Raw genomic sequence first — 23,475 nt, forward strand, 5'->3', positions numbered from 1 at the left:
CGTCATGGAAATTCTGAAAATCCACAACAATCCCGAACGCGCCGAGTGGGCCGCCCTCACCGAGCGCTTCACCCGGGAAGAGGAGGAGATCACGCGACAGGTGACCGAAATCCTCGCCGACGTAAAATCCGGCGGCGACCGCTCGCTGCGCGAAGTCACCCGCCGCGTCGAGGGGCGCGATCCCCGGACGTTCGAAATTCCGGCCGACGTGCGCGCCGCAGCCGCCGCGCTCATCCCCGCCGCGCTGAAAGAGGCCCTCGCCGCCGCGAAAGCGAACATCGAGACCTTCCACCGCGCCCAGCTGCCGCCCGAGGTCGACATCGAGACGATGCCGGGCGTCCGGTGCGTGCAGCGCGCCGTGCCGATCCGCCGCGTGGGCCTTTACATCCCGGGCGGCAAGGCGCCGCTCTTCTCCACGGTGCTGATGCTGGCCGTCCCGGCCCGCGTCGCCGGCTGCGGGGAGGTCATCCTCTGCACCCCCGCGCGCCCCGACGGCACGATAGCCCCCGAAATCCTCTATGCCGCCGATCTGTGCGGCGTCGACCGCATCTTCTCCGTCGGCGGGGCGCAGGCCGTGGCGGCCATGGCCTACGGCACGGAGAGCATCCCGCGCGTCGACAAGATTTTCGGTCCCGGCAACCGCTATGTCACCAAGGCCAAGCAACTGGTCGGCGCCAACGACGTGGCCGTCGACCTGCCCGCCGGGCCCTCGGAGGTGCTGGTGCTGGCCGACGACGAAGCGTCGCCCGCCTTCGCCGCCGCCGACCTGCTGTCGCAGGCCGAACACGGAGGCGACAGCCAGGCGGTGCTGGTCTGCCCGTCGGTGGAGTTCGCCCGCGACACCCAGCGGGCCGTCGGCGAACAGCTGCTCCAACTGCGCCGCGGCGAGACCATCCGCGAGGCACTGCGCCAGAGCCGCATCGTGGTCCTCGACAGCCGCGAAAAGATGATCGGCTTCGCCAACGCCTACGCCCCCGAGCACCTGATCATCTCGATGCGCGACGCCTGGGACGTCGCGGCGCAGATCACCGCCGCCGGAAGCGTCTTCATCGGCCCCTGGTCGCCCGAAAGCGCCGGGGATTACGCCTCGGGAACCAACCACACGCTGCCCACGGGCGGCTGGGCGCGGGCTTACAGCGGCGTGAACACCGACTCGTTCCTGCGCAAGATCACCTATCAGGAACTCTCGCGCAAGGGGCTTGCGGCCCTCTCCCCGACCGTCATCGCCATGGCCGAGGCCGAGGGTCTCGGGGCGCACGCCGCCGCCGTGCGCGTCCGCATGAAAGGAGGTGTGCTGTGAGACCGCTCGAAGAACTGGTGCGCCCCAACATCCGGACGTTGAAACCCTACTCCACGGCCCGCGACGAGTTTTCCGGCGGAGAGATCACGACGTGGCTCGACGCCAACGAAAACCCCTACGACAACGGTGTCAACCGCTACCCCGACCCGCATCAGAAGCTCCTCAAACAGAAGATCGCCGCGCTGAAAGGCGTGCGCGAAGAACAGGTCTTCATCGGCAACGGCAGCGACGAGGCCATCGACCTCTGCTACCGCATCTTCTGCCGTCCGGGCGTCGACAACGCCGTTTCGATCGCCCCGACCTACGGCATGTACCGCGTCGCCGCCGACATCAACGACGTCGAGATGCGCGAGGTCCCGCTCGGCGCGGACTTCTCGCTTCCGACCGACGCCCTGCTGGCGGCCGCCGACGAGCGCACCCGTCTGCTGTGGCTCTGCTCCCCGAACAACCCCACGGGCAACGCCTTCCCGGCGGCCGGCATCGAACGGCTGCTCCGCGAATTCGACGGCATGGTCGTCCTCGACGAAGCCTACATCGACTTCACCGCCGGGCCGGGATTCCTCGCACGCCTCGGCGAATTCGGGAACCTCATCGTCCTGCAAACCCTCTCGAAGGCGTGGGGCATGGCGGGGCTTCGCCTCGGACTGGCATTCGCGTCGGAAGCCGTCGCCGGACTTTTCGCACGCGTGAAATATCCCTACAACATCAACAGCCTCGCACAACAGGCCGTCGCCGAACGGCTCACCGAAGACATCGCCCCGCAGGTGGCCGAAATCCGCGCCGAGCGCGACCGGCTCGCGCCGCAGCTCGCAGCCTGCCCCGCCATCGGGCGGGTCTACCCTTCGGATGCCAATTTCATCCTGGTCCGCACCCCCGATCCCGACCGCATGTACGACGCGCTGATCTCGGCCGGGGTCATCGTCCGCAACCGCTCGCGCATCCCGGGCTGCGAAGGATGCCTGCGCATCACCGTCGGAACCCCCGCGGAGAACGCCCGGATGATAGAAACCGTCAAAAACTTCCGATTATGAAAAAAGCCCTCTTCATCGACCGCGACGGCACGATCATCGCCGAACCCGCCGACGAACAGATCGACAGCCTCGAAAAACTCGCGTTCGTGCCCGGAGCCATCTCCGCCCTGAAGGCGCTCACGGGCCTCGGGTTCGACCTCGTGCTGGCCACCAACCAGGACGGGCTCGGCACCCCGTCCTTCCCCGAGGATACCTTTTGGCCGGCGCATAACAAAATGCTCGCGACGCTCGGCGGCGAGGGCGTCGCGTTCGACGACCAGCTGATCGACCGCACGTTCGAGGCCGACGCCGCCCCCACGCGCAAACCCCGGACAGGGATGTTCGGCCGCTACACGGGCGGCGAATACGACCTCGCGGCGAGCTACGTCATCGGCGACCGCGCGACCGACATCCTGCTGGCCCGCAACCTCGGGGCGCGGGGCATCCTGCTCGCTCCCCCCGCCGAAGGGCTGCGGACGCTGGAGGAAGCCGGCGCCGCCGACGCCTGTGCGCTGATCACCGACTCGTGGAGCGAAATCGCCGAATTCATCCGCCGCGGCGAACGCCGGGCCGAAATCCGGCGCGAGACCCGCGAGACGCAGATCACCGTCCGCCTCGACCTCGACGGCCGCGGGGATTTCAACGGCCAAATCTCCACGGGCCTGCGCTTTCTGGACCACATGCTCGCGCAGATCGCCCACCACGGCGGCGTCGCGCTGGCCGTCGACGCGCGGGGCGATCTGGACATCGACGAACACCACACGATGGAGGACGTGGCCATCACGCTGGGCGAGGCCGTCGACCGCGCGCTGGGCGCGAAGGCCGGGATAGCCCGCTACGGCTTCGCCCTGCCGATGGACGACTGCCGGGCGCTGGCGCTGCTCGACTTCGGGGGCCGCATCGACTTCGAGTGGGACGCCTCGTTCCGCCGCGAGCGGGTCGGCGACGTTCCGACCGAAATGTTCCGCCACTTCTTCCACTCGTTCGCATGCGCCGCGCGGTGCAACCTCCAAATCTCGGCCCACGGCGACAACGACCACCACAAGGCCGAAGCCGTCTTCAAGGCCTTCGCCCGCGCCCTGCGCATGGCCGTGGCGCACATCCCTTTCGATTACACCGTCCCCAGCAGCAAAGGAGTCCTATGATAGCCGTCGTCGATTACGCCACGGGCAACCTGCGGTCGGTTGCCGACGCCCTCCGCCGCGCAGGGGCCGAATTCACGCTCACGGCCGATCCCGCCCTGCTGCGCGGGGCCGACAAAGTGATCCTCCCGGGAGTCGGCGAGGCCTCGTCGGCCATGTCGCAGCTCCGCGAGCGGGGACTCGACACGGTGATCCCCTCGCTCACGCAGCCCGTCCTGGGCATCTGCATCGGCATGCAGCTGATGTGCCTTTCGAGCGAGGAGGGCGACGCCCGCTGCATGGGCATCTTCCCGACGCAGGTCCTGCGGCTTCCGGCCACGGCGGCCGACGGCGCGCGGCTCAAAGTCCCCCACGTGGGCTGGGACACGATCACCTCGCTCCGCTCGCCGCTGTTCGACGAAACGGCCGGGGAGACCTATGTATATTACGTCCACTCCTTCGCCGCCGAACCCTGCGCCGCAACCATCGCCACGACCGACTACGGTCGCCCGTTCAGCGCGGCGCTCGGGAGCGGCAACTTCTTCGGCACGCAGTTCCACCCCGAAAAAAGCGGTGCGGCGGGCGCGCGGATTTTACTCAATTTTCTAAACCTCTGACACCATGATCGAAATCATACCCGCAACGGACATCATCGGCGGCCAGTGCGTGCGCCTCACGCAGGGCGACTACGCCAGCCGGAAGACCTACTACCGCGACCCGCTCGAAGCGGCGTTCCGCTTCGAGGAGGCGGGCATCCGCCGCCTGCACATGGTCGACCTCGACGGCGCGAAGGCCTCGGAGCCGCGCAACCTCGCCGTGCTGGAACGCATCGCCGCGCGGACCTCGCTCGAAGTGCAGTACGGCGGAGGCATCAAGAACCGCGAGGCCCTGCACAGCGTCTTCGACGCCGGAGCGCGCCGCGCCATCTGCGGCAGCGTCGCCGTCCGCCGGCCCGACCTTTTCGCCGCATGGCTCGCGGAGTTCGACCCCGGGCGGCTGATCCTCGGGGCCGACGTCCGCAACGGCGCGGTGGCCATCGAGGGCTGGCTGGAAAGTTCGACGCTCTCGGCCCCCGAGCTGATCGGGCGATTCATTCCGCAGGGGCTTACGCAGGTTATCTGCACCGACATCTCCCGCGACGGCATGCTCTGCGGCCCCTCGGCAGCCTTCTACGCCGACCTGCAAGGCCGCTTCCCGACGGTGGAGATCACCGTCAGCGGCGGCATCTCTTCGATGTCGGACATCGAAGAGTTAGACCGGCAGGGCCTGCGGAGCGTCATCGTCGGCAAAGCCCTCTACGAAGGGCGCATCACCCTCAAAGACCTCGCGCGATGCTTGCCAAACGCATAATCCCCTGCCTCGACATCCGCGACGGACAGACCGTCAAGGGCATCAACTTCGTGGGACTGCGCCAGGTCGGCGATCCCGTGGAGCTGGGTGCGAAATACGCCGCCGAAGGGGCCGACGAACTGGTCTACCTCGACATCAGCGCCTCGGAGGAGGGACGCCGCACCTTCACGGAGCTGGTCGCGCGCATCGCCGCGCGCATCGACATCCCGTTCACCGTCGGAGGCGGCATCTCGTCGGTCGACGACGCCTCCAGGCTGCTCGACGCCGGAGCCGACAAGATCACCCTTAACAGCGCCGCCGTGGCTAACCCCGCACTGATCGACGCTATCGCCGCCAGATACGGCTCGCAGTTCGTCGTCGCGGCCATCGACGCCCGGACCGTCGACGGCCGCTGGGTCGTCACGACCCACGGAGGCCGGCGCCCCACCCAGCGCGAACTCTTCGCCTGGGCCGCCGAGGCCGCCGACCGCGGCGCGGGCGAAATCCTCTTCACCTCGATGGACCACGACGGCACGAAGAACGGCTACCCGTGCGACACCTTCGCGCGGCTGGCGGAACTGCCCGTCCCGATCATCGCCTCGGGCGGCGCGGGCACGGCGGACCACATCGCCGACGTGCTGACCCTCGGCCGTGCCGACGCGGCGCTGGCCGCCAGCATCTTCCATTACAACGAGATTCCGATCCTCGTATTGAAGCGGGAGTTGAAGAAACGCAACATAAACGTCAGATTATAAAACCACTATGAAAATCGAAGGAAAACCGTTTTCGGCGTTCGACGCCGCAAAACTCCCCGGCGGACTCGTCCCCGCCGTCATTCAGGACGACCGCACCCTCCAGGTCCTCATGCTGGGCTACATGAACCGCGAAGCCTATGAAAAAAGCCTCGCCGAAGGCCGCGTCACGTTTTACAGCCGCTCGCGCCAGCGTCTCTGGACCAAGGGCGAGACCAGCGGCAACTGGCTCGACATCGTGTCGGTGGCCGCCGACTGCGACTGCGACACGCTGCTCATCCGCGTCATCCCCCACGGCCCGACCTGCCACACGGGGTCGAAAACCTGCTTCGGAGAGGCCGTGCCCGAAACCGAAGGTTTCATCCGCTACCTGCAAAGCGTCATCCGGGGACGTCACGCCGAGATGCCCGAAGGCTCCTACACCTCGAAGCTCTTCAACCGCGGCGTGAACAAGATCGCGCAGAAGGTCGGCGAGGAGGCTGTGGAGACCGTCATCGAGGCCGTGGCCCAGAACCGCGAGGCGATGATCTACGAGGCTTCGGACCTCGTCTACCACCTGCTCGTGCTGCTCGAAGCCACCGGATGCTCGATCGCCGACCTCGAAAAAGAGTTGGCGCGCAGGCACTCCTGACCCCTCCCGGAAGCGTTCCGACACCCGAAAAAGCCGCTTCTGGCGAAAGAATGTAACGAATTGTTTGCCTTTTTCGCCCGAAGCGCTTATTTTTGCAATCGAACACCGTCAGCATCAGCGTCAAAGACTGCATGAAAACCGTAATCACATCCGAATACGAAGCCCTGTTCCGCCAACATTTCCGGCTGGCGACGCTCTATGCCGAACGCATCGTCGGTTCGGCACACGAAGCCGAGGACATCGTGCAGGAGGTCTTCATCGCGCTGCTCGACGTCGATTTCAGCCAGATCCGCCAGAAGGAGAGCTATCTCTACCGCTGCGTGCGCAACGCGGCGCTCGACCACCTGCACGCCCGGATGAAGAACCGCTTCTACGACATCAACTCGAAGGAGACGGTGCGCCTGGCCGCCGAAGAGAACGCCCCCGGCGACGAACAGGCTATGATCGAGCAGATTGCGGCCATCTACCGCCGGATCGAGGCGCTGCCCGAACAGGGACGCCGCATCTTCAAGATGATCTGCATCGAGCACAAAAGCTACGTCGAGACGGCCCGCCTGCTTTCGCTCTCGCTCCACACCGTGAAGACCCACATGTCGCGCTCGTTCAAAGCCCTGCGCAAAATGTCGATGTTCTTCCTCACGCTTTTTTAGGTCCCGGACAGCCGGAGTCCGCCCCCCCCCGAATCCGATTTTAATCCGACCCGATTTCGCCCCGCCGCACCGAAAGGACGAAATCCCGATTCCGCTTTTGTGTTACAATCCGTAACCCATCTGCAAATTTTTCACAAAAAAACGCCGGCATTGTATGTCCGGCGTTCGTTTTTTCGGTCTATTCCATAGGAAACGTTGTTTCCGGCCGCACCGACCAACCTGAAAACACGGAAAACGACATGAGTTTCGAAAACCAGATCAAAGAAATACTCAAAGCCCGCCTCGAGGGAACCGCCACCGAAGAGGAACTGGCGATCCTCCGGGAGTGGCTCGACCGCTCGCCGCAGAACCGGGAGTTGGCGGAACTGCTGGAGGAGTCGGCGGAGAACCTTCCGCTGCTGGGCCGGATATACGGCTACGACGAACAGCGCGTATGGGGCAACATCCGCAAGGCGGCCCGCAGGCGCCGGATGCGCATGCTGGCTGCCACGGCCCGGAAATACGCGGCGGTCGCCGCCGTGGCGGCGCTGCTGGCCGGCGGCGGCTGGTGGACGCTCGGCCGCCGGGCCGAACGGCTCGCACGGCAGGCTTACATCGAGCAGCTGACGCCCGGGGTACGGGGCGCCGTGCTGACCCTTTCGTCGGGCGAGAACGTCGCGCTCGAAGCGGGCGGGCGGCGGATGCTCGTCGAACAGGACGGCACGCGCCTCGAGATCGCCGGCGAGGAGCTGGCCTACCACAAGGTGGAGGCCGAGCAGGAGATTCCGATGACGAACACCGTCACCGTACCGCGCGGCAAGGAGTTCTCGCTCCGCCTCTCGGACGGCACGCAGGTATGGCTCAACTCCGAGTCGAGCCTCGTCTTCCCGGTCCGCTTCGGCGACGGGCCGCGCGAGGTAACCGTGACGGGCGAAGCCTACTTCGACGTGGCGCACGACGCCTCGCGGCGGTTCGTGGTCCACGCCGACACGGTTTCCGTAAGCGTCTACGGCACGGCGTTCAACATCTCGTCCTACGCCGACGAGGGCGCGATCGAGACCACGCTCGTGAGGGGCAGCGTCGAGGTGCGGAGCGGACACCGCCGCGCAATGCTCCAGCCGGGCCAGCAGGCCCGCGTGGGGCGCGAAGGGGCTATCTTCGACGTGCGGCAGGTCGCCGCCGAAGATTACGCCGCCTGGACCCGGGGACTGTTCACCTTCAACGACGAGACGATCGCCTCGATATGCCGCAAACTCTCGCGCTGGTACGGCGTGGAGATCGTCCCGCGGGGCGTCGACGCCGACAAGGTGCGCTACACGGGCGTCGTGAAACGCTACGAAACCTTTGCCGAAATGGCCCGTCTGCTGGCGCGCACCGATCAGATACGCGCCGATGTCGAGGAGGGGAAGATCGTGCTCTGCATCGACCGTGACGACGATTGATGCCGGTTAGTTGGGAAGCCGCCCGACGGGGCGGCATTCGTGTCACTTAAAACACAGCTATTATGAGGAAACTTTACCTATCAGTATCGCACCGAAGGCCATGGCTTGCCGTGTGCATGTGGCTGCTGGCGATTTCCGTCTGGGGCGCGCCCCGGCAGGCGACGGCGAGCGAAGCCTACCAGCAGCGCAGGGAACGCATCTCCGTATCGTTCCGCAACGCGTCGCTGGCCGAAGTTCTCCAACGGATCAAACAGCAGACGGGATATTACATCCTCTATAATAGCGACGCCGTGCGGGGAATCGGCGGCATCTCCTTCAGCAAGGCCGACGCCCCGGTGCGCGAAGTGCTCGACGAAGCGCTGCGCGGCACGCGGCTCGAATACTCGATCGACGACGACACGATCGTGATCCGTGGCCGAAGCGGGGGGGGGAACGCCTCCGCCCCGCAGAAAGCCCCGGACAAGGTCGTCAGCGGACGTGTGACGGACACGGCCGGCGCGCCGCTCGTGGGCGTGAACATCCTGATCCAGGGGACCGCCACGGGAGTCGTGTCGGGGTCCGACGGCGGATTCTCGATCCGCATGCCCGAGGGCCGCGACAACCTGATCTTCTCCCACATCGGCTACGTCTCGCAAACGCTTCCCTCGGCACAGACCAGACTGGTCAGGCTGGTGCAGGACGAACAGGAGATCGAAAACGTCGTGGTGACCGGCATCTTCACCCGCAAGAAGGAGAGCTACACGGGTTCGGCCACGACCATCACGTCGGGCCAGCTGGCCCGCGTGAGTAACCGCAACGTCTTCGAGAGCCTGAAAAACATCGAGCCATCGCTCTACATCATGGACAACACGCTGATGGGCTCCGACCCCAACACGCTGCCGGACATGCAGCTGCGCGGTATCACCACCTTCCCCTCGGAATCCACGGGCGTCAATATCAAGGGCAACTACCAGAACCGCCCCAACCAGCCGCTGTTCATCCTCGACGGGTTCGAAACCACGGCCGAGAAGGTGATGGACATGGACATGACCCGTATCGAGAGCATCACCATCCTCAAGGACGCCGCGGCCAAGGCGCTCTACGGCTCGAAGGCCGCCAACGGCGTCATCGTCATCGAGACCAAACGCCTGGCCGGCAATCAGGAGCTGGTGACCTACACCGGAAGCATCGAGGTGTCGATGCCCGACCTGACGAGCTACAACCTCTGCAACGCCTGGGAGAAGCTCGAGGCCGAGCGCATCGAGGGCGTCTACACCTCGGCGAATCCCCAGACGCAGGTGGATCTCACCAAACGCTACAACGCACTCAAAGCGCAGGTGCTCGGCGGACTGGACACCTACTGGCTCGCAAAACCCCTGCGCACGGGCGTCGGCCACAAACACACCCTCTCGGTCGAACTGGGCGACAGCCGCAAGCTGCGGGCGATGATCGACTTCTCGTACAACAACGTGGCGGGCGTGATGAAGGGTTCGGAGCGCACGGTGCTCTCGGGCGACGTGAACGTTTCGTACCGCAAGAAAAACTTCCTGTTCCGCAACATATTGAGCGTCAGCAACACCAGGAGCGACAACTCGCCGTGGGGCGATTTCGGGGACTACGCCCGGATGAATCCTTACTGGAGCGCCGTCGATCCCCAGACGGGCCAGATCGCCCGCTGGGCCTACGACGAAGTGGCCAACCCGATGTACGACGCCACGCTCGGAACGCTCGACCGCGAGACCTACACCAGCGTGACGGACAACTTCTACGCCGAATGGCAGGCCACCGAGGCGCTGAAACTCACCGCCCGCCTCGGCATCGCCGTAAAGCGCAGCGACGCCGACGAATTCTATCCGGCCAAGCATTCGAAATTCGCCACCTCGGCCTACGAAAGCACGAGCATGCAGCTGCGCAAAGGCTCCTACCAGCTCGACAACGGCAAGAGCAGCGACATTTCGGGCGAAATCTACGCCAACTACGCCAAAAACTGGGGCAGACACTACCTCTACGTCAACGCCGGCGGCCGGATCGCCGAAAACACGTACAGCGCCTACCAGCACTACGCCGAGGGATTCCCCAACAGCCAGACGGCCGACATCACCTTCGCCCGGCAGTACGCCCAGGACAAAAAGCCCGTCGGCATCTCGTCGATCACGCGCGAAATCAGTTTCCTGGGAACCGCGTCGTACAGCTACGACGACCGTTACAACGTCGACCTCACGTTCCGCGAAAGCGCCTCGTCGCTCTACGGCGCCGACAACCGCTGGTCGTCGGCATGGAGCGCCAGCGTGGCGTGGAACCTCCACAACGAACCCTTCCTGCGCGATCAGGACGTTTTGAAACAATTCAAGATCCGCGCCTCGGCCGGACTGACGGGCAACCAGAACTACGACACCAACGAAGTGCTGGCCACCTATCTCTACTACACCGGGGCCACCTACCACGGACAGACGGGCGCCTACCTCTCGAAGATGCCCAACCCCGCCCTCAAATGGGAACAGCGCATGGACTACAACGTGGGCGCCGACATTACGATCCACCGCGCAACGATCGCCTTCGACTACTACAACTCGGTGACCGAGAACATGCTCACCGACGTGGCAATCCCCATCTCCACGGGTTTCGACACCGTGAAGGACAACCTGGGCAAGGTCCGCAACCGCGGCATCGAGGCCAAATTGAGCTATACGCTCTGGCAGGGCAAACAGGGCTTTTTCAACCTCTTCGGCTCGATCGCCTATAACAAGAACATCATCATCAACCTCTCCGAAAGCCTCAAGGCCTACAACGAAAAGATGATGGCCCAGGCGCAGGACAAGAGCAACTCGACGCCCGTGCTGATCTATCAGGACGGAATGCCGATGAACGCCATCTGGGCCGTGCCGTCGCTGGGCATCGACCCCACGACGGGTCAGGAAATCTACGTCAGGAAGGACGGCACGCTGACCTACGAGTACGACGCGCAGGATCAGGTCGTGGCCGGCATCAGCGACCCCAAGTACCGCGGCAACTTCGGCTTCGCGGCCGAATACAAGGGCTTCGGGTTAAGCGCCACCTGCACCTTCCTCGGCGGCGGGCAGCGGTACAACACCACGCTGGTCAACAAGGTCGAGAACGTCGACATCCACTACAACGTCGACCGCCGCGTGCTCTACGGCCGCTGGCAGACTCCGGGCCAGAACGCCATGTTCAAGAAACTCGGCTCCTACACCGACGAAAACGGCAAGCAGCACGACGAAAAGACCCGGGCCACGACGCGCTTCGTGCAGGACAACAACGAGCTGACGTTCTCGTCGCTGAGCCTCTATTACGAGTTCAACCCGCGGCTGATCAGCAAAATCCGCCTCAAGCGGCTCAAGCTGGCCTTTTACATGAACAACATCGCCACGCTCTCGTCGATCCGCATCGAGCGCGGCACGACCTATCCCTTCGCACGGAGCATGTCGCTCCAGCTGACCGGAACCTTCTAACACAAACCACCGAAGCCATGAAAAACAGCATCAAATACCTCCTTCTGTCCGCCGCAGCCCTCGCAGCCGTCTCGTGCGAGAGCTGGCTCGACGTGACGCCCCCGTCGGAAATCCGCGCCGAGGACCACTACTCCTCGGCCGAAGGCTTCCAGCAGACGCTCATCGGCTGCTACCTCGCCATGGGCGAAACCGACCTCTACGGCGAAAACCTGACGTGGCACATGGTCGAAATGCTGGGCCGCCAGTACGACGCCCGCAAGAACACCGCCGCGGACGACTACGACCTCGACCGCTACAACTACAAAACCACGAAATCCACCGAAGTGATCGAAAAGGTCTGGGAGAAATCCTACTCGGTGATCGCCAACGTCAACGACGCCCTCGACCACATCGACCGCCGGAAGGACGGACTCGACTCGGTCAACTACCGCATCATCAAGGGCGAACTGCTCGCCGTGAGGGCCTACATCCACTTCGACCTGATACGCCTGTTCGGGTGCAGCGACCTGGCCGGACGCACCGACCTGGAGAGCCGTCACACGGTCCCCTACCTGACGAGCGTCGACAAGGACGCGGCGCCGCAGCTGACCTACGCCGAAACGCTCCGCCGCATGATCGCCGACCTCACGGAGGCCGCCCGCCTGCTGGAGATCGACCCCATCCGGGCCAGGTATCCCGAAAGCATCTATACCGAAGCCAACGTCGACAAATTCTACGATTACCGCTACATGCACCTGAACTACTTCGCCGTCAAGGCCCTGCTGGCGCGCGTCTGCATGTGGGAAGGCAGCGACGAAAACAAACACACCGCGTTGCTGGCCGCCCTCGAAGTGATCGACGACCCGGCATCGGTCGGAATCGCCGGCGGGCTGACGCTGCGCACGTTCACCGACTCCGCCAAGGCCCCCACGACCGAGATGTGCTTCCCGAGCGAACATATCTTCGCGCTCGGCGTCACGGACATGGCCAAGAAGATCGCAAGCAACCTCAACCGCGAATATTCGGAACAGGACCGCCAGTACCGCACGCTGTGCATCAAGAACTCGGTCGCCGACGATCTTTTCGAAATCAAGGGCGCCGGCATCTCCGACTGCCGCTACAAACAGCTCTACCACAACACCGACTACTGGCCCGAGGGGACCAAGACCCCTTCGAAGCTCTATCAGCAGACCTCGACGGGCGCCGACTACCGCCACAAGGACCTGATGCCGCTGATCCGCCTGCCGGAGATGTACTACATCGCCGCCGAGTGCCGCATCTCCGGTCCGGACAAGGACCTCGGCGAAGCCCGCAGCCTGTTGCAGGAGGTGCGCAAGGCCCGCGCGGTCTACGAAGAACTGGATGCCGACCTCGACGAGGCGGGCCTGATGGCCCAGCTCGAAAAGGAGTACCGCAAGGAGTTCATCTGCGAAGGCGTGGTCTTCTATTTCTACAAGCGGCTGGGCTACGAGAAACTGCCCCGCCAGAGCGATGTGATGAGCGGCAGCAAGGTCATCGACGACGCCGTCTACATGCTGCCCTACCCCGATTTCGAAATACAGTCGGGACGCGTACAGTAAGTCGAACGATTAATTATTGAGAAGCATGAAAAAACTGATCTGCATACTGCTGGCCGCGGCGACGACGGCCGGCTGCGAAAAGGACGACCCGACACGCTACGACATGTCGCAGGGAAGGGTCTGCTTCCCGGGGGCTGCGCCCAACGAAACGGCCGAATATCCCGGATACTCGAATTCCGACAGCACGTTCTACGCCTCGATGACCTTCAAGCAGCAGCCCGAAGGGGTCGCCGAGGCGGTGATCGAGGTCCCGGTGAAACTCATCGGCGGGGCCTCCGGCTCCGACCGGAAAATCGGCGTCCGCGTTCTCGAAGAGGGAACCACGGCGCAGCCCGGGCAGTACGAAATCCTCGGCGCGGAGGTTCCGGCCGGGAAGACCTACGGCGCCATCCGCATCGAGGTCGCCAAATCGGCCGAACTCGACACGCAGCAGCGCGAACTGACGCTCTGCCTGACCGATTCGCCCGACCTCCGGGTGGGACCGGACCTCTACCTGAAAGCCAACGTCTCGTGGCACAACATGCTGCCGCGGCCCGCGACGACCAAGCAGTGGTCCACCTACAACGCCTTCATCGAATCGGAGGCATCTTCGGGCAGCTCGTCGACGGAGGCTTACAGCCAGGCCGGCCACCAGCTGCTGCTGGACATCTTCGGCTGGGAGGTGTTCCCCGACTGGGGACCCGATTACAGCGACTACATCGACGCCTGGCGCGCCAGGGCACAGGCCTGGTACGACGAATGGAAGGCCGCCAACCCCGGGCAAAAACGCATCCACGAATCAGGCTCCATGAAGGGCCGGGAGGTAACGATCCGCACCAAGTAAACGACGAACGACCATGAGAAAACACACCCTATATCTGTTGCTGGCAGGCTGGGGCCTGCTCGCCGCGTCGTGCTACGACGACAAAAGCACGTTGCAGACCACCCATATCCCGCCCGTGGAGATCGAAGTGCCGGAAGCCATCGCCTCGCAGCTGACGGTGGTGCACAACGCACGGCTCGACATCACGGGCATCCGCATCACCAAAGACGGCCGGGAGAATCCCGAGGAGCTTACCTACGAATGGACGGTGAGTCAGACCGACAACGACTCGGAGGCGATTTCGCTCGCCACGACGCGCGAGTTCCACGAAGTGATCGACCTGCCGATCTCCTCGAAAGGCTACCTGTTCCTGCTGACGGTCACCGACACCGCCCACGACCTGAAGTACCAGTACAAGTGGACGCTCATCGTGACGGCCCAATTCAACGAAGGGCTTGTGGTGGCCTACACCAAGGACGGAACCACCTCGGACCTGGGACTGATCATGCACCCGCAGCTGACCGAGACCTACTCGGGCGCGGAGCAGGGAACCGTCGAAAAGGAGCTGATCAGCCGGCGCAACGGCAGTCCGTTCCCCTCGGCGGTCACCCACATGCTCTACACCTACGACAAAACCGACAAGAAAAACATCCTCTGGGTGTCGACCGACGACGACCTGATGCGCGTGGAGACCGATTATTACGAAATCCTGGGCCATAAGGAGGATGCGTTCGTCTACCTGCCCGGAAAGCTCGACATCCGGAGCCTGCTCAACACCTACCAGTGCACGATGATCCTCAACGACGGCGACATTTACGAAACGCTGCTCAGCCGCGGCCGGATCTCGACGCCCGTCAGCGGAACCGAAACCATGACCGTCGACAACGGCGTCGTTTCGGCCCACTCCGCTCCGGGCAGCACCCGCAAACCCAGCACGATCTTCTACGACCGGGAACAGGGCAAGTTCTGCTACGGCTACAACCAGACGTTCTACGCCTGCGGCAGCGTGGGTTCGTCGCCCTTCGACCCGGGGAACGCCCCCGGCCTGCGGTGCATCGCGGGCGGCATCAGCATCGACAACGCCACCCACACCCTGCTGATGCGGAAAGCCGACGGCAACCATGCGCTCTACACCTTCGGCAACTACTCCGCTTCGGCCGGCGCACCCGCCGCCAAGCTGATCTACGAAATCCCGGCGGAGGCCAACGCCCTCATCGCCGAAGCCGTGAGCTTCGTCTTCTCGCGATTCGACCCGATCCTCTACATCGCCACCCGCAGCGCCATCTACAAGGTGATCTTCACGACGGGCAGCGTCAATTTCGACCCGGCGCCCGTCTTCACGGCCCCTGCGGGCGAGCACATCACCCTGGCCCGCCTCTACCTGCAAGGCTACTACGCCATGGAGAACTACGACGGCTCGTCGACCCTTCCGAGCAACGCCTCGCTGGCATGGAGCAGCCGCGCGGTGACGGTGGTCACCTCGAAGGACGACGGGAACGACAAGATACACGTCGTGCCGCAGATCAACTTCGGCAGCGGACAGCTCGACCAGCCGAACGCGCTGGTGTTCGACGGCTTCGGCAAGATACTCGACTTCACCGTCGCCGGGCTTTACAAGTAGCCCGCACCGGCGTCGAAACACGCCCCATGCCGCAGATATTTTCAGAGCGTCTGCGGCATTTTTTTACTTTTTTGATTATATTTGCCTCGGTTTCACCCCCGAAAAGCGGCGGAAACCGCCCAAAACAAAAAAGCATCAGGACGGACCCGACAAATGCACAGCGAATCCAAACGGTATGATTTCGAACGGCTCTACATCGACTGCCAACCCCGGCTGACGGCCTATGCGCTGCGTTTCGTCAACAACCCCATCGAGGCGCAGGACCTGGTTCACGACTGCTTCATGGCGCTGTGGGACCGGCAAGCCCCCCTCGACCCCGAAGAGGCCCGCATGCTGCTGTTCGCCATGACCCGCAACCGATGCCTCAATTACCTGAAGCACAAAAGCATCGTCGACAAATACACGATCAGCTGCCTGGCCCGGGCGAAAATCGGGGAGGAGCGTCTTTACAACTACGATTTCTCCTTCGCCGAAAACGGGCATCCCTACCTGTACCAGGAGTTGGAACAGCAGATACAGCGCATCATGGACTCGCTGCCCGCACGCTGCCGCGAAGTGTTTTTGCTCAGCCGGTTCCAGGGGTTGAAGAACCGGGAAATAGCCGAACGGCTCCACATCTCCCTGCATACGGTCGAGCGGCACATCCAGCGCGCCCTGCGCATCTTCGCCGAAGCCCTCGAACGCGAACAATCCATTTACCTGCAAATACTGATCCTCGCCTGGCTGATGAACCAGCCGTCCTGAAGCCTTCCAGAGGCGAATTTCAAAAAATATGCGAATTTTTCCGGAACCGGGGGGGGGTAAAATCCGCCCCGATTGTTGTATGTATGTATGCGTACAACAACCGACCCCATGAACGAAAGCCTGAAAGAACTCGCCGTCCGCTATTTCGAAGGACCCATCGCCCCCGAAGAAGAGTGCGAACTCTTCGGATTCCTCGCCGCCTCGCCGGAAAACGCCGCCCTGATGCGCGAATGGGAACGCGAATGGAAGCAACGGCACGTGCCGTCGGCCGACGTCCTCCGTTCGCTCGCCCGGCTCAACGGAAAAATAGAACGGCGCGAGAACCGAATCCGCGCCCGCCGGCGCTGGCTGCGGTTCTCGGCGGCAGCAGCCGTGCTCATCCTGATCTCGGCCTTCACCACCCGGCACCTCATACACACCGAAGACCCCGTGCAAATGTTCTCCGTACAGGCTCCCCAGGGAACCAACAGCCGCATATCGCTGCCCGACGGCAGCCAGGTGTGGCTCAACGCCGGATCGACCTTGAGCTACCGGTCGGATTTCAACCGCTCGTCGCGCGACATCGGCCTTTCGGGCGAAGCCTACTTCGAGGTGGCCCGCAACGCCGACCTCCCCTTCCGGGTGCAGGCCCGGGGCTGCACGTTCACCGTGCTGGGCACCCGGTTCAACATCTCGGCCTACGACGAAGACCCCGACGTATTGGCCGCGCTGATGGAAGGCTCGCTGCAATTCGAATCGTCCCGCAGCACGGAAACGATGGTTCCGGGCGACCTGATCACCTACGACTGCCGGACGATGGAGGCGTCGCGCAGGCAGGTCGACACCGACCAGTTCCGCAGCTGGATCGACGGCATCATCCGCTACGACGCGATCTCCCTCCCGGCCCTGCTCCGGCGGCTCGCCCGCGAATACGACGTGAAGATCGAACTCTGCACCGACGCGTTCGACGACAAGACCTTCCGCATATCAATCACCGAGGCGCAGGACATCGAATCAATCATGGGCGGGTTGTGCGACATCCTGCCGATCAGCGTCAGGCGCGACACCTGCGGTTACCGCGTCGACAGCCGCCCCCGAAAAACCGAACCCTGAAAAAACTTCTTTCCAAACAAACCTAAATCTTAAAACTTATGCATGTAAATCTCCTATTCAAGAAGATTGCAGCGTTGATCCCGTGCCTGCTGCTGACAGTCGCCCTCAACGCGCAAACCGTCACCAAAGCCTTCCGGAGCGTTCCGCTGAAAACGGTGCTGGAAGAGGTGGAGCGGCAAACCGGCTACTCGATCCTCTTCGAAAACGAGGACGTCGACGTCAGCAGGCCGGTCACGGCAACGTTCAAGGACGCGACGCTTCAGACCGTGCTCGACACGGTGCTCGACAAATCGCTGCGCTATACCGTCAAAGGGGGGGGGGAAACTGGTCACCATCTCCCGCCGCTCGCCGGTCTCCGCCCCGACGGCCCCGAACGGGGAGATGACCGTCGCCGGAACGGTCATCTCCTCGGCCGACAACCAGCCCATCGTCGGAGCCAACATCTATGTTGAGGGCACGAACGTCGGCACGACCACCGACGCCGGCGGCAACTACAAACTGACCGTGCCCGCTTCGGCCAAGACGGTCACCGTTTCGTTCCTGGGCTACGACACCAAGAAAATTTCCGTCCGGGACATCCACCTCTTCAAACTCATCACGCTGGCCGACGCTTCGAACAAACTCGAAGACGTGGTGGTGGTCGGCTTCGGCGTGCAGAAGAAAGAGTCGCTCGTGGGCGCCGTGCAGTCGGTCAAGCCGAGCGACCTGCAAACCTCGTCGAGCAACCTCTCGACCTCGTTCAGCGGCAAGATCGCCGGCGTGATCGCCGTGCAGAAATCGGGCGAGCCGGGCGCCGACGGCGCCAATTTCTGGATCCGCGGAATCTCGACCTTCGGATCGGGACAGTCGCCGCTGCTGATCCTCGACGGCGTGGAAATCACCAACCAGATGCTCAACAACATCCCGCCCGAGACCATCGAGTCGTTCTCGGTGCTCAAGGACGCCACGGCCACGGCCCTCTACGGTTCGCGCGGAGCCAACGGCGTGATGATCATCACCACGAAAAACGGCCGCGACTCGGAGAAAATGACCATCAACCTGCGCGCCGAGTTCGGCGCCTCGGCCCCGACCCGCGTTCCGAAGGTCGCCGACGGCATCACCTACATGGAGACCTTCAACGAGGCCCGCACCACGCGCGGCGAAAAGCCCTATTACAGCAACGAGAAGATCATGGGAACCAAACTGGGACTCGACCCCTACGTCTACCCCAACGTCGACTGGTACGACATGCTGTTCAAGGACTGCACCTTCAACCAGAACTTCAACTTCAACATGACGGGCGGAGCCAAGAAGATCGACTACTTCCTCAACGCCTCGGTCTACAACGAGAACGGCATCATGCGCAAGCCCGAAGCCTCGAAATTCGACACCAACATCAACGCCCAGAAATACCTGTTCCAGGCCAATGTCTCGGCCGACGCCACCAAGACCACCCGCGTATCGCTGAAGATGAACACCCAGCTGCACTACCGCCACGCCCCGATCCAGAGCGTCTCTGACCTCTTCGCCTACGCCATGACCGGCATGCCCTGCGAATTCCCCGCGACGCTGCCCGGCGAGGAATCGGACACGTTCGTGCGCTTCGGAACCAACAACGCCTGGAACAGCGGCTTCTTCACCAACCCCTACGCCCAGCTGTGCCGCGGCTACGGCGACCAGTTCCGCGGCCACTTCACCTCGGCGCTGACCGTCAACCAGAACCTCGACTTCATCACCAAGGGCCTGAGCGCAACGGGCATGGCGACCTTCTACAACCGCGTCTACTCGGCCGTCTACCGTTCGTTCACGCCGTTCATGTACCAGCTGACCGACTACAATATCGACGAGGCGGGCAATTACAGCTACACCAGCAACTCGACCAACACCGGAACCACCTACCTGGGCACGACGCGCGGCAAGGACGGTTACCGCGAGCTGGCGTTCCAGGCCAAGATCGACTACGCCCGCACGTTCGGCAAACACGATGTCGGAGCGACGATCGTCTACATGCAGAAGGAGCGCAACATGAACATCTCGGACGAGCAGGAGTACGCCGCGCTGCCCTACCGCCAGCAGGGACTCGCCGGACGCGTCACCTACGGCTTCGACAAACGCTACCTGTTCGAAGCCAACTTCGGCTACAACGGCTCGGAGAACTTCGCCGCGGGCAAACGCTTCGGATTCTTCCCGTCGGTGGCCGTGGGCTGGGTGATTTCGAACGAGCCGTTCTGGAAGGGGATCAAGGAACAGGTCAACCTGTTCAAACTCCGCGCTTCGTACGGACTGGTCGGCAACGACGTGATCTCGAAGGATTATGCGGACCGCTTCCCCTACCTCACGACCGTCGACATGGGACAGGGCTACGACGTCTATATCGGCAACAACTTCGAGCGTAAGTACGGTCCCATCCTCTCCGTCTACGGCAACCCCAACGCCACGTGGGAGGAGAGCCGCAAACTCGACATCGGCGTGGAGATCGGCCTGTTCGACAGCCTGAACATCATCTTCGACTGGTTCAAGGAGAAACGCTCGGGCATCTTCATGCAGCGCACGTCGCTGCCCTCGACCTTCGGCATGTCGGGCATCACGCCGTGGGCCAACATCGGCAAGGTCGACAACAGCGGCGTCGACATCTCGGTCGACTACAACAAGGCCTTCTCGAAGGACCTGATCCTCTCGCTGCGCGGCACGTTCACCTACGCCCACAACGAGATCGTCGAAATGGACGAACCCAAATACAAATGGGCCTACCAGTACAAGGCCGGACATCCGATCAACTCGATCCAATGCCTGATCGCCGAAGGGCTTTTCAGGGACGAGGAAGAGATCGCCTCCTCGCCCTCGCAGGACATCTACGCCACGACCTACCCCATCCGCCCGGGCGACGTGAAATACCGCGACCTGAACGATGACAAGATCATCGACGACAACGACATGTGCTGGACGGGCAACCCGACCGTCCCGGAGATCATCTACGGATTCGGCTTTTCGCTCAAATACAAGGGATTCGACTGCTCGGCCTTCTTCCAGGGACAGGGCAAGGTGTCGATCCTCATGTACAACTACCACCCCTTCGCGACAGCCGCGACGCCCGGTTCGGGACTGATGCAGTGGATCGCCGACGAACACTGGAGCGAGGACGACCCCAATCCCAAGGCTCTCTACCCGCGCCTGTCGCCGCTGTGGAACAACAACAACACCAAGGCCAGCACGCTCTACGTGCGCAACGGCAAGATGCTGCGCCTGAAGACCGCCGAGATCGGCTACACCTACAAGAAAATGCGCGTCTACGTCTCGGGAACCAACCTGCTGACCTTCGCCCCGTTCAAGTACTGGGACCCCGAAAAGGGTTCGGGCAACGGCCTGGGATACCCGCTCCAGCGGACGTACAACCTCGGATTCCAGTTCAATTTCTAACCCAAACACAGCAAAAGACCATGAAAAAGATAATCTTCGCACTTTCACTGCTGCTGCTATGCTCCTGCTCCTACCTCGACGTGGTGCCCGAAGGCAAAGCCACCGAAGAGGATATCTGGAAAACGGAGGAGCAGGCCGAGAACTACCGCTACTACATGCAGACCTACATGCCCAACCTGATCGGGTACGACTGGTCGCCCGACCAGTTCGCCGGCGACGACTTCATCACCGGAGCGCGCGGCACGACCTACTATTTTTCGAGCAAGAGCCTGCTCTACGGCGAGGAGAACGCCAACCTGACCTATTTCGGCCGCTGGGCCCCGAACTGCACCAGCGGCGGCACGAACTACGACATCTACCGCGGCATACGCTACTGTTTCTACCTGCTGGACAACATCTACAAAGTTCCCGCAGTCTCGCAGGAAAACGCCGACCGCTACGCGGGCGAAGCGTGGTTCCTCGTGGGATATTACCACCAGTGCCTGCTCGAATACTACGGACCGATCGTACTGGTCAAGAAGTTCATTCCCATCGACGCGCCCGAATCGGAGATCCTCACTCCGCGGACGCCTTACGACGAGTGCGTGAAGTACATCGCCGAGTGTTACGACCGGGCCGCCGGGCTGCTGCCCGACGTGGTCGGCGAGTCCGAACTGGGACTTCCCACGAAAATGGCCGCGCTCAGCTACAAGGCCCGCCTGCTGCTCTACGCCGCCTCGCCGCTGGTCAACGGCAATCCCGACTACATAGGGTTCAACAACCCCGACGGCACGCCCCTGATGAGCACGACCTACGATCCGGAAAAGTGGAAACGGGCGCTGGACGCGGCAGCGGCGGCGATCGCCCTCGCGGACGAGATCAATCCCGACACGAAAAAGCCGAAATACGACCTCTACACCTCGGCCGATTCGAGCCTGCCCGACGACGAACGCGGCCGCAAGAACTACCACGACACCTTCGTCGAAGAGCCTTGGAACGGAGCCGAATTCATCCTGGCCAAAGGCGCGCAGAGCGGCATTCAGGCTTTGCAGCGCTACGGCGGACCGCGTTCGATCAAGGGCAACATGTCGAAAGGCTGGAAAACGACTCTCGTGCCGACGATGGAGGCCGTCGAGATGTACTACACCAAGAACGGGCTGCCGCTCGACGTCGACCCGCTGACCAAGGACGAGGACCTGTACAGCGTCGCCCCGGGCGACAACACCGCCCGCCTGCACCGCAACCGCGAACCCCGCTTCTACGCCTCGATCGGTTTCGACCGCGGCACGTTCGAGATCGACGACAAAATCCTCACGCTCCAGCTCCGCGGCGGCGAACTGCACGGCTCGACGCTCAAGGAGACCGACGAATACCAGAGCTGCACGGGTTACCTCTGCCAGAAATGGATTCACAAATCGAGCACCTACAACCAGTCGAAGAACTCCTACAACTACCGCAAATACGCCTATCCCTACCTGCGGCTTCCGGAACTGTTCTACAACTACGCCGAAGCGGACTTCGAATACAACGGGTCGTTGAGCCCCTTGAGCCTCGAATACCTCAACCGGGTGCGCAAACGCTGCGGGCTGCCCCGCTTCCAGGATTCGTGGGCCTTGGTGGGCGGCATTCCCTCGGGCAGCGAACTGCGCAAGGTGCTGCACCAGGAGCGTTCGATCGAATTCCTGTTCGAAGGACGCCGTTTCCACGACCTGCGCCGCTGGAAGGAGGCTCCCGAGGTGATGAACAAGGAACCCCGCTCGTGGAACCGGGACGGCAAGACCCAGGAGGATTTCTACCAGGTGATCCCGGCCAATCAGGGAGGCCGCGTCCGCGTCTTCGAAGCGCCGAAGAGCTACTGGCTGGCCATTCCCATGAGCCAGATCAACAAGAATCCCAACCTGGTGCAGAACCCCGGCTATTAACCCATTGTCACACGCCAAACAACAAGATAAAGAGATGAAAAAACTGCTCTGTTCAATACTCGTCGGCCTGGCCGCACTGTCCGTAACGGGATGCGACGACGACGAAGTGAAAACCCCCGACTTCGCCGTATCGACGGCCCAATGGACCTTCTCCCAACAGGAAGGCATGCAGCGCATGATCGTATCGGCCCCCGGCGCATGGACGCTGACCGGCATTCCCGACTGGATGACCGTGACGCCCGCGGAGGCGGCCGGTCCCTGCGAGATCACGATGACCTACACGACCAACGAAACGGGCGCACCCCGCAAAGCCACGCTGACCGTCACCTGCGGGAACGAAACACGCACCATCGGCGTGGAGCAGGAAACTGTCGTTCCGGAATCTGCGGCCGGTAAAGGCCGCAGGTAACCGCCCGCCACGACCCGTAACCAGAAAAAATGTCACAAATTCATACTGCTGTGACATTTTTTTATGCCTTCCGCGTTCGTTTGCTCCGTTAAAATAATTACTTTTGTAAAAATTCACGAAAGCATTCGCAATCTCTTTCCTTTGCAAAACGAAACTTCCCGTTTTACAAAGGGGACGAACCGGGTGATTTTCGGACACGACAACCGCCAATCAAGAAACCTCTAATATTGAACTTATGAAATCGAACCCAAGCCGCACCCTGTTCCGCACGCTCTTCGCGACGGGACT

Annotated in this window: 19 protein-coding genes; all 19 read left to right on the forward strand. The window is 62.7% G+C overall.

Features of this window, described 5'->3' with window-relative positions; translation table 11 throughout:
* Positions 1–4: 4 nt before the first annotated feature.
* The 19 genes from hisD (at position 5) to DWW03_RS13090 (ending at position 23,187) form a co-directional block, all read left to right on the forward strand.
* A complete protein-coding gene (gene hisD, locus DWW03_RS13000; RefSeq protein ID WP_118406832.1) occupies positions 5–1,300 on the forward strand; it encodes a histidinol dehydrogenase in 1,296 nt (431 codons plus the stop codon).
* Positions 1,297–2,331 carry a histidinol-phosphate transaminase gene (hisC, locus tag DWW03_RS13005; RefSeq protein WP_118406833.1) on the forward strand — a complete coding sequence of 345 codons (1,035 nt, stop codon included), beginning with the start codon at positions 1,297–1,299 and terminating at the stop codon, positions 2,329–2,331. The genes hisD and hisC overlap by 4 nt, the downstream gene beginning before the upstream one ends.
* A complete protein-coding gene (gene hisB, locus DWW03_RS13010) occupies positions 2,328–3,455 on the forward strand; it encodes a bifunctional histidinol-phosphatase/imidazoleglycerol-phosphate dehydratase HisB (protein WP_118406834.1) in 1,128 nt (375 codons plus the stop codon). Before hisC ends, hisB begins: the two co-directional genes overlap by 4 nt.
* Entirely contained in the window at positions 3,452–4,048 is a 597-nt protein-coding gene (hisH, locus tag DWW03_RS13015; RefSeq protein ID WP_015548081.1) for an imidazole glycerol phosphate synthase subunit HisH, read from the forward strand. The genes hisB and hisH overlap by 4 nt, the downstream gene beginning before the upstream one ends.
* Before the next feature lie 4 nt (positions 4,049–4,052).
* Positions 4,053–4,781: a 1-(5-phosphoribosyl)-5-[(5-phosphoribosylamino)methylideneamino]imidazole-4-carboxamide isomerase gene (gene hisA / locus DWW03_RS13020; protein WP_118406835.1), complete on the forward strand. Its 729-nt coding sequence runs from the start codon at positions 4,053–4,055 to the stop codon at positions 4,779–4,781.
* Positions 4,763–5,515 (forward strand): imidazole glycerol phosphate synthase subunit HisF, encoded by a 753-nt coding sequence (hisF, locus tag DWW03_RS13025; protein WP_022061372.1) that lies wholly within the window; start codon positions 4,763–4,765, stop codon positions 5,513–5,515. The genes hisA and hisF overlap by 19 nt, the downstream gene beginning before the upstream one ends.
* A gap of 7 nt (positions 5,516–5,522) precedes the next feature.
* A complete protein-coding gene (gene hisIE, locus DWW03_RS13030; RefSeq protein WP_015548084.1) occupies positions 5,523–6,143 on the forward strand; it encodes a bifunctional phosphoribosyl-AMP cyclohydrolase/phosphoribosyl-ATP diphosphatase HisIE in 621 nt (206 codons plus the stop codon).
* A 131-nt stretch (positions 6,144–6,274) separates the two neighbouring features.
* Entirely contained in the window at positions 6,275–6,793 is a 519-nt protein-coding gene (locus DWW03_RS13035) for a sigma-70 family RNA polymerase sigma factor (protein WP_022061371.1), read from the forward strand.
* Positions 6,794–7,032: 239 nt separating this feature from the next.
* Complete coding sequence (locus tag DWW03_RS13040; RefSeq protein WP_118406837.1) at positions 7,033–8,214, forward strand: FecR family protein; 1,182 nt, start codon at positions 7,033–7,035, stop codon at positions 8,212–8,214.
* A 62-nt stretch (positions 8,215–8,276) separates the two neighbouring features.
* On the forward strand, positions 8,277–11,663 hold the full coding sequence (locus DWW03_RS13045) for a SusC/RagA family TonB-linked outer membrane protein (protein WP_022061672.1): 3,387 nt from the start codon (positions 8,277–8,279) through the stop codon (positions 11,661–11,663).
* A gap of 17 nt (positions 11,664–11,680) precedes the next feature.
* The gene (locus tag DWW03_RS13050) at positions 11,681–13,222 is read left to right on the forward strand and encodes a RagB/SusD family nutrient uptake outer membrane protein (protein WP_022061673.1); all 1,542 of its coding nucleotides are present in this window, start codon (positions 11,681–11,683) and stop codon (positions 13,220–13,222) included.
* A 25-nt stretch (positions 13,223–13,247) separates the two neighbouring features.
* Positions 13,248–14,045: a DUF4843 domain-containing protein gene (locus tag DWW03_RS13055; protein WP_118406839.1), complete on the forward strand. Its 798-nt coding sequence runs from the start codon at positions 13,248–13,250 to the stop codon at positions 14,043–14,045.
* Positions 14,046–14,058: 13 nt separating this feature from the next.
* Positions 14,059–15,645: a PKD-like family lipoprotein gene (locus DWW03_RS13060; protein ID WP_118406840.1), complete on the forward strand. Its 1,587-nt coding sequence runs from the start codon at positions 14,059–14,061 to the stop codon at positions 15,643–15,645.
* Positions 15,646–15,798: 153 nt separating this feature from the next.
* Positions 15,799–16,389, forward strand: a complete 591-nt coding sequence (locus tag DWW03_RS13065) for an RNA polymerase sigma-70 factor (protein ID WP_118406841.1) — start codon at positions 15,799–15,801, stop codon at positions 16,387–16,389.
* 87 nt (positions 16,390–16,476) lie between these two features.
* The gene (locus DWW03_RS13070) at positions 16,477–17,481 is read left to right on the forward strand and encodes a FecR family protein (protein WP_259301993.1); all 1,005 of its coding nucleotides are present in this window, start codon (positions 16,477–16,479) and stop codon (positions 17,479–17,481) included.
* A 38-nt stretch (positions 17,482–17,519) separates the two neighbouring features.
* Complete coding sequence (locus tag DWW03_RS13075; protein ID WP_118406843.1) at positions 17,520–17,933, forward strand: DUF4974 domain-containing protein; 414 nt, start codon at positions 17,520–17,522, stop codon at positions 17,931–17,933.
* Positions 17,863–20,877: a SusC/RagA family TonB-linked outer membrane protein gene (locus DWW03_RS13080; RefSeq protein ID WP_022061678.1), complete on the forward strand. Its 3,015-nt coding sequence runs from the start codon at positions 17,863–17,865 to the stop codon at positions 20,875–20,877. The genes DWW03_RS13075 and DWW03_RS13080 overlap by 71 nt, the downstream gene beginning before the upstream one ends.
* A gap of 20 nt (positions 20,878–20,897) precedes the next feature.
* Positions 20,898–22,778, forward strand: a complete 1,881-nt coding sequence (locus tag DWW03_RS13085; protein ID WP_022061679.1) for a RagB/SusD family nutrient uptake outer membrane protein — start codon at positions 20,898–20,900, stop codon at positions 22,776–22,778.
* A 34-nt stretch (positions 22,779–22,812) separates the two neighbouring features.
* A complete protein-coding gene (locus DWW03_RS13090) occupies positions 22,813–23,187 on the forward strand; it encodes a BACON domain-containing protein (protein ID WP_022061680.1) in 375 nt (124 codons plus the stop codon).
* The last annotated feature ends 288 nt before the right edge of the window (positions 23,188–23,475 follow it).

Origin of the sequence: Alistipes sp. AF14-19 (genome assembly GCF_003461645.1) — a bacterium.
In the GTDB taxonomy this organism is placed as follows: domain Bacteria; phylum Bacteroidota; class Bacteroidia; order Bacteroidales; family Rikenellaceae; genus Alistipes; species Alistipes shahii.

Bases quoted from the DNA above. Each gene is read 5' to 3' on its own strand.
- hisD (WP_118406832.1), top strand. From the start codon at position 5: ATGGAAATTCTGAAAATCCACAACAATCCCGAACGCGCCGAGTGGGCC.
- hisB (WP_118406834.1), top strand. From the start codon at position 2,328: ATGAAAAAAGCCCTCTTCATCGACCGCGACGGCACGATCATCGCCGAA.
- hisH (WP_015548081.1), top strand. From the start codon at position 3,452: ATGATAGCCGTCGTCGATTACGCCACGGGCAACCTGCGGTCGGTTGCC.
- hisA (WP_118406835.1), top strand. From the start codon at position 4,053: ATGATCGAAATCATACCCGCAACGGACATCATCGGCGGCCAGTGCGTG.
- hisF (WP_022061372.1), top strand. From the start codon at position 4,763: ATGCTTGCCAAACGCATAATCCCCTGCCTCGACATCCGCGACGGACAG.
- hisIE (WP_015548084.1), top strand. From the start codon at position 5,523: ATGAAAATCGAAGGAAAACCGTTTTCGGCGTTCGACGCCGCAAAACTC.
- DWW03_RS13035 (WP_022061371.1), top strand. From the start codon at position 6,275: ATGAAAACCGTAATCACATCCGAATACGAAGCCCTGTTCCGCCAACAT.
- DWW03_RS13040 (WP_118406837.1), top strand. From the start codon at position 7,033: ATGAGTTTCGAAAACCAGATCAAAGAAATACTCAAAGCCCGCCTCGAG.
- DWW03_RS13045 (WP_022061672.1), top strand. From the start codon at position 8,277: ATGAGGAAACTTTACCTATCAGTATCGCACCGAAGGCCATGGCTTGCC.
- DWW03_RS13050 (WP_022061673.1), top strand. From the start codon at position 11,681: ATGAAAAACAGCATCAAATACCTCCTTCTGTCCGCCGCAGCCCTCGCA.
- DWW03_RS13055 (WP_118406839.1), top strand. From the start codon at position 13,248: ATGAAAAAACTGATCTGCATACTGCTGGCCGCGGCGACGACGGCCGGC.
- DWW03_RS13060 (WP_118406840.1), top strand. From the start codon at position 14,059: ATGAGAAAACACACCCTATATCTGTTGCTGGCAGGCTGGGGCCTGCTC.
- DWW03_RS13065 (WP_118406841.1), top strand. From the start codon at position 15,799: ATGCACAGCGAATCCAAACGGTATGATTTCGAACGGCTCTACATCGAC.
- DWW03_RS13070 (WP_259301993.1), top strand. From the start codon at position 16,477: ATGCGTACAACAACCGACCCCATGAACGAAAGCCTGAAAGAACTCGCC.
- DWW03_RS13075 (WP_118406843.1), top strand. From the start codon at position 17,520: ATGCATGTAAATCTCCTATTCAAGAAGATTGCAGCGTTGATCCCGTGC.
- DWW03_RS13080 (WP_022061678.1), top strand. From the start codon at position 17,863: ATGACCGTCGCCGGAACGGTCATCTCCTCGGCCGACAACCAGCCCATC.
- DWW03_RS13085 (WP_022061679.1), top strand. From the start codon at position 20,898: ATGAAAAAGATAATCTTCGCACTTTCACTGCTGCTGCTATGCTCCTGC.
- DWW03_RS13090 (WP_022061680.1), top strand. From the start codon at position 22,813: ATGAAAAAACTGCTCTGTTCAATACTCGTCGGCCTGGCCGCACTGTCC.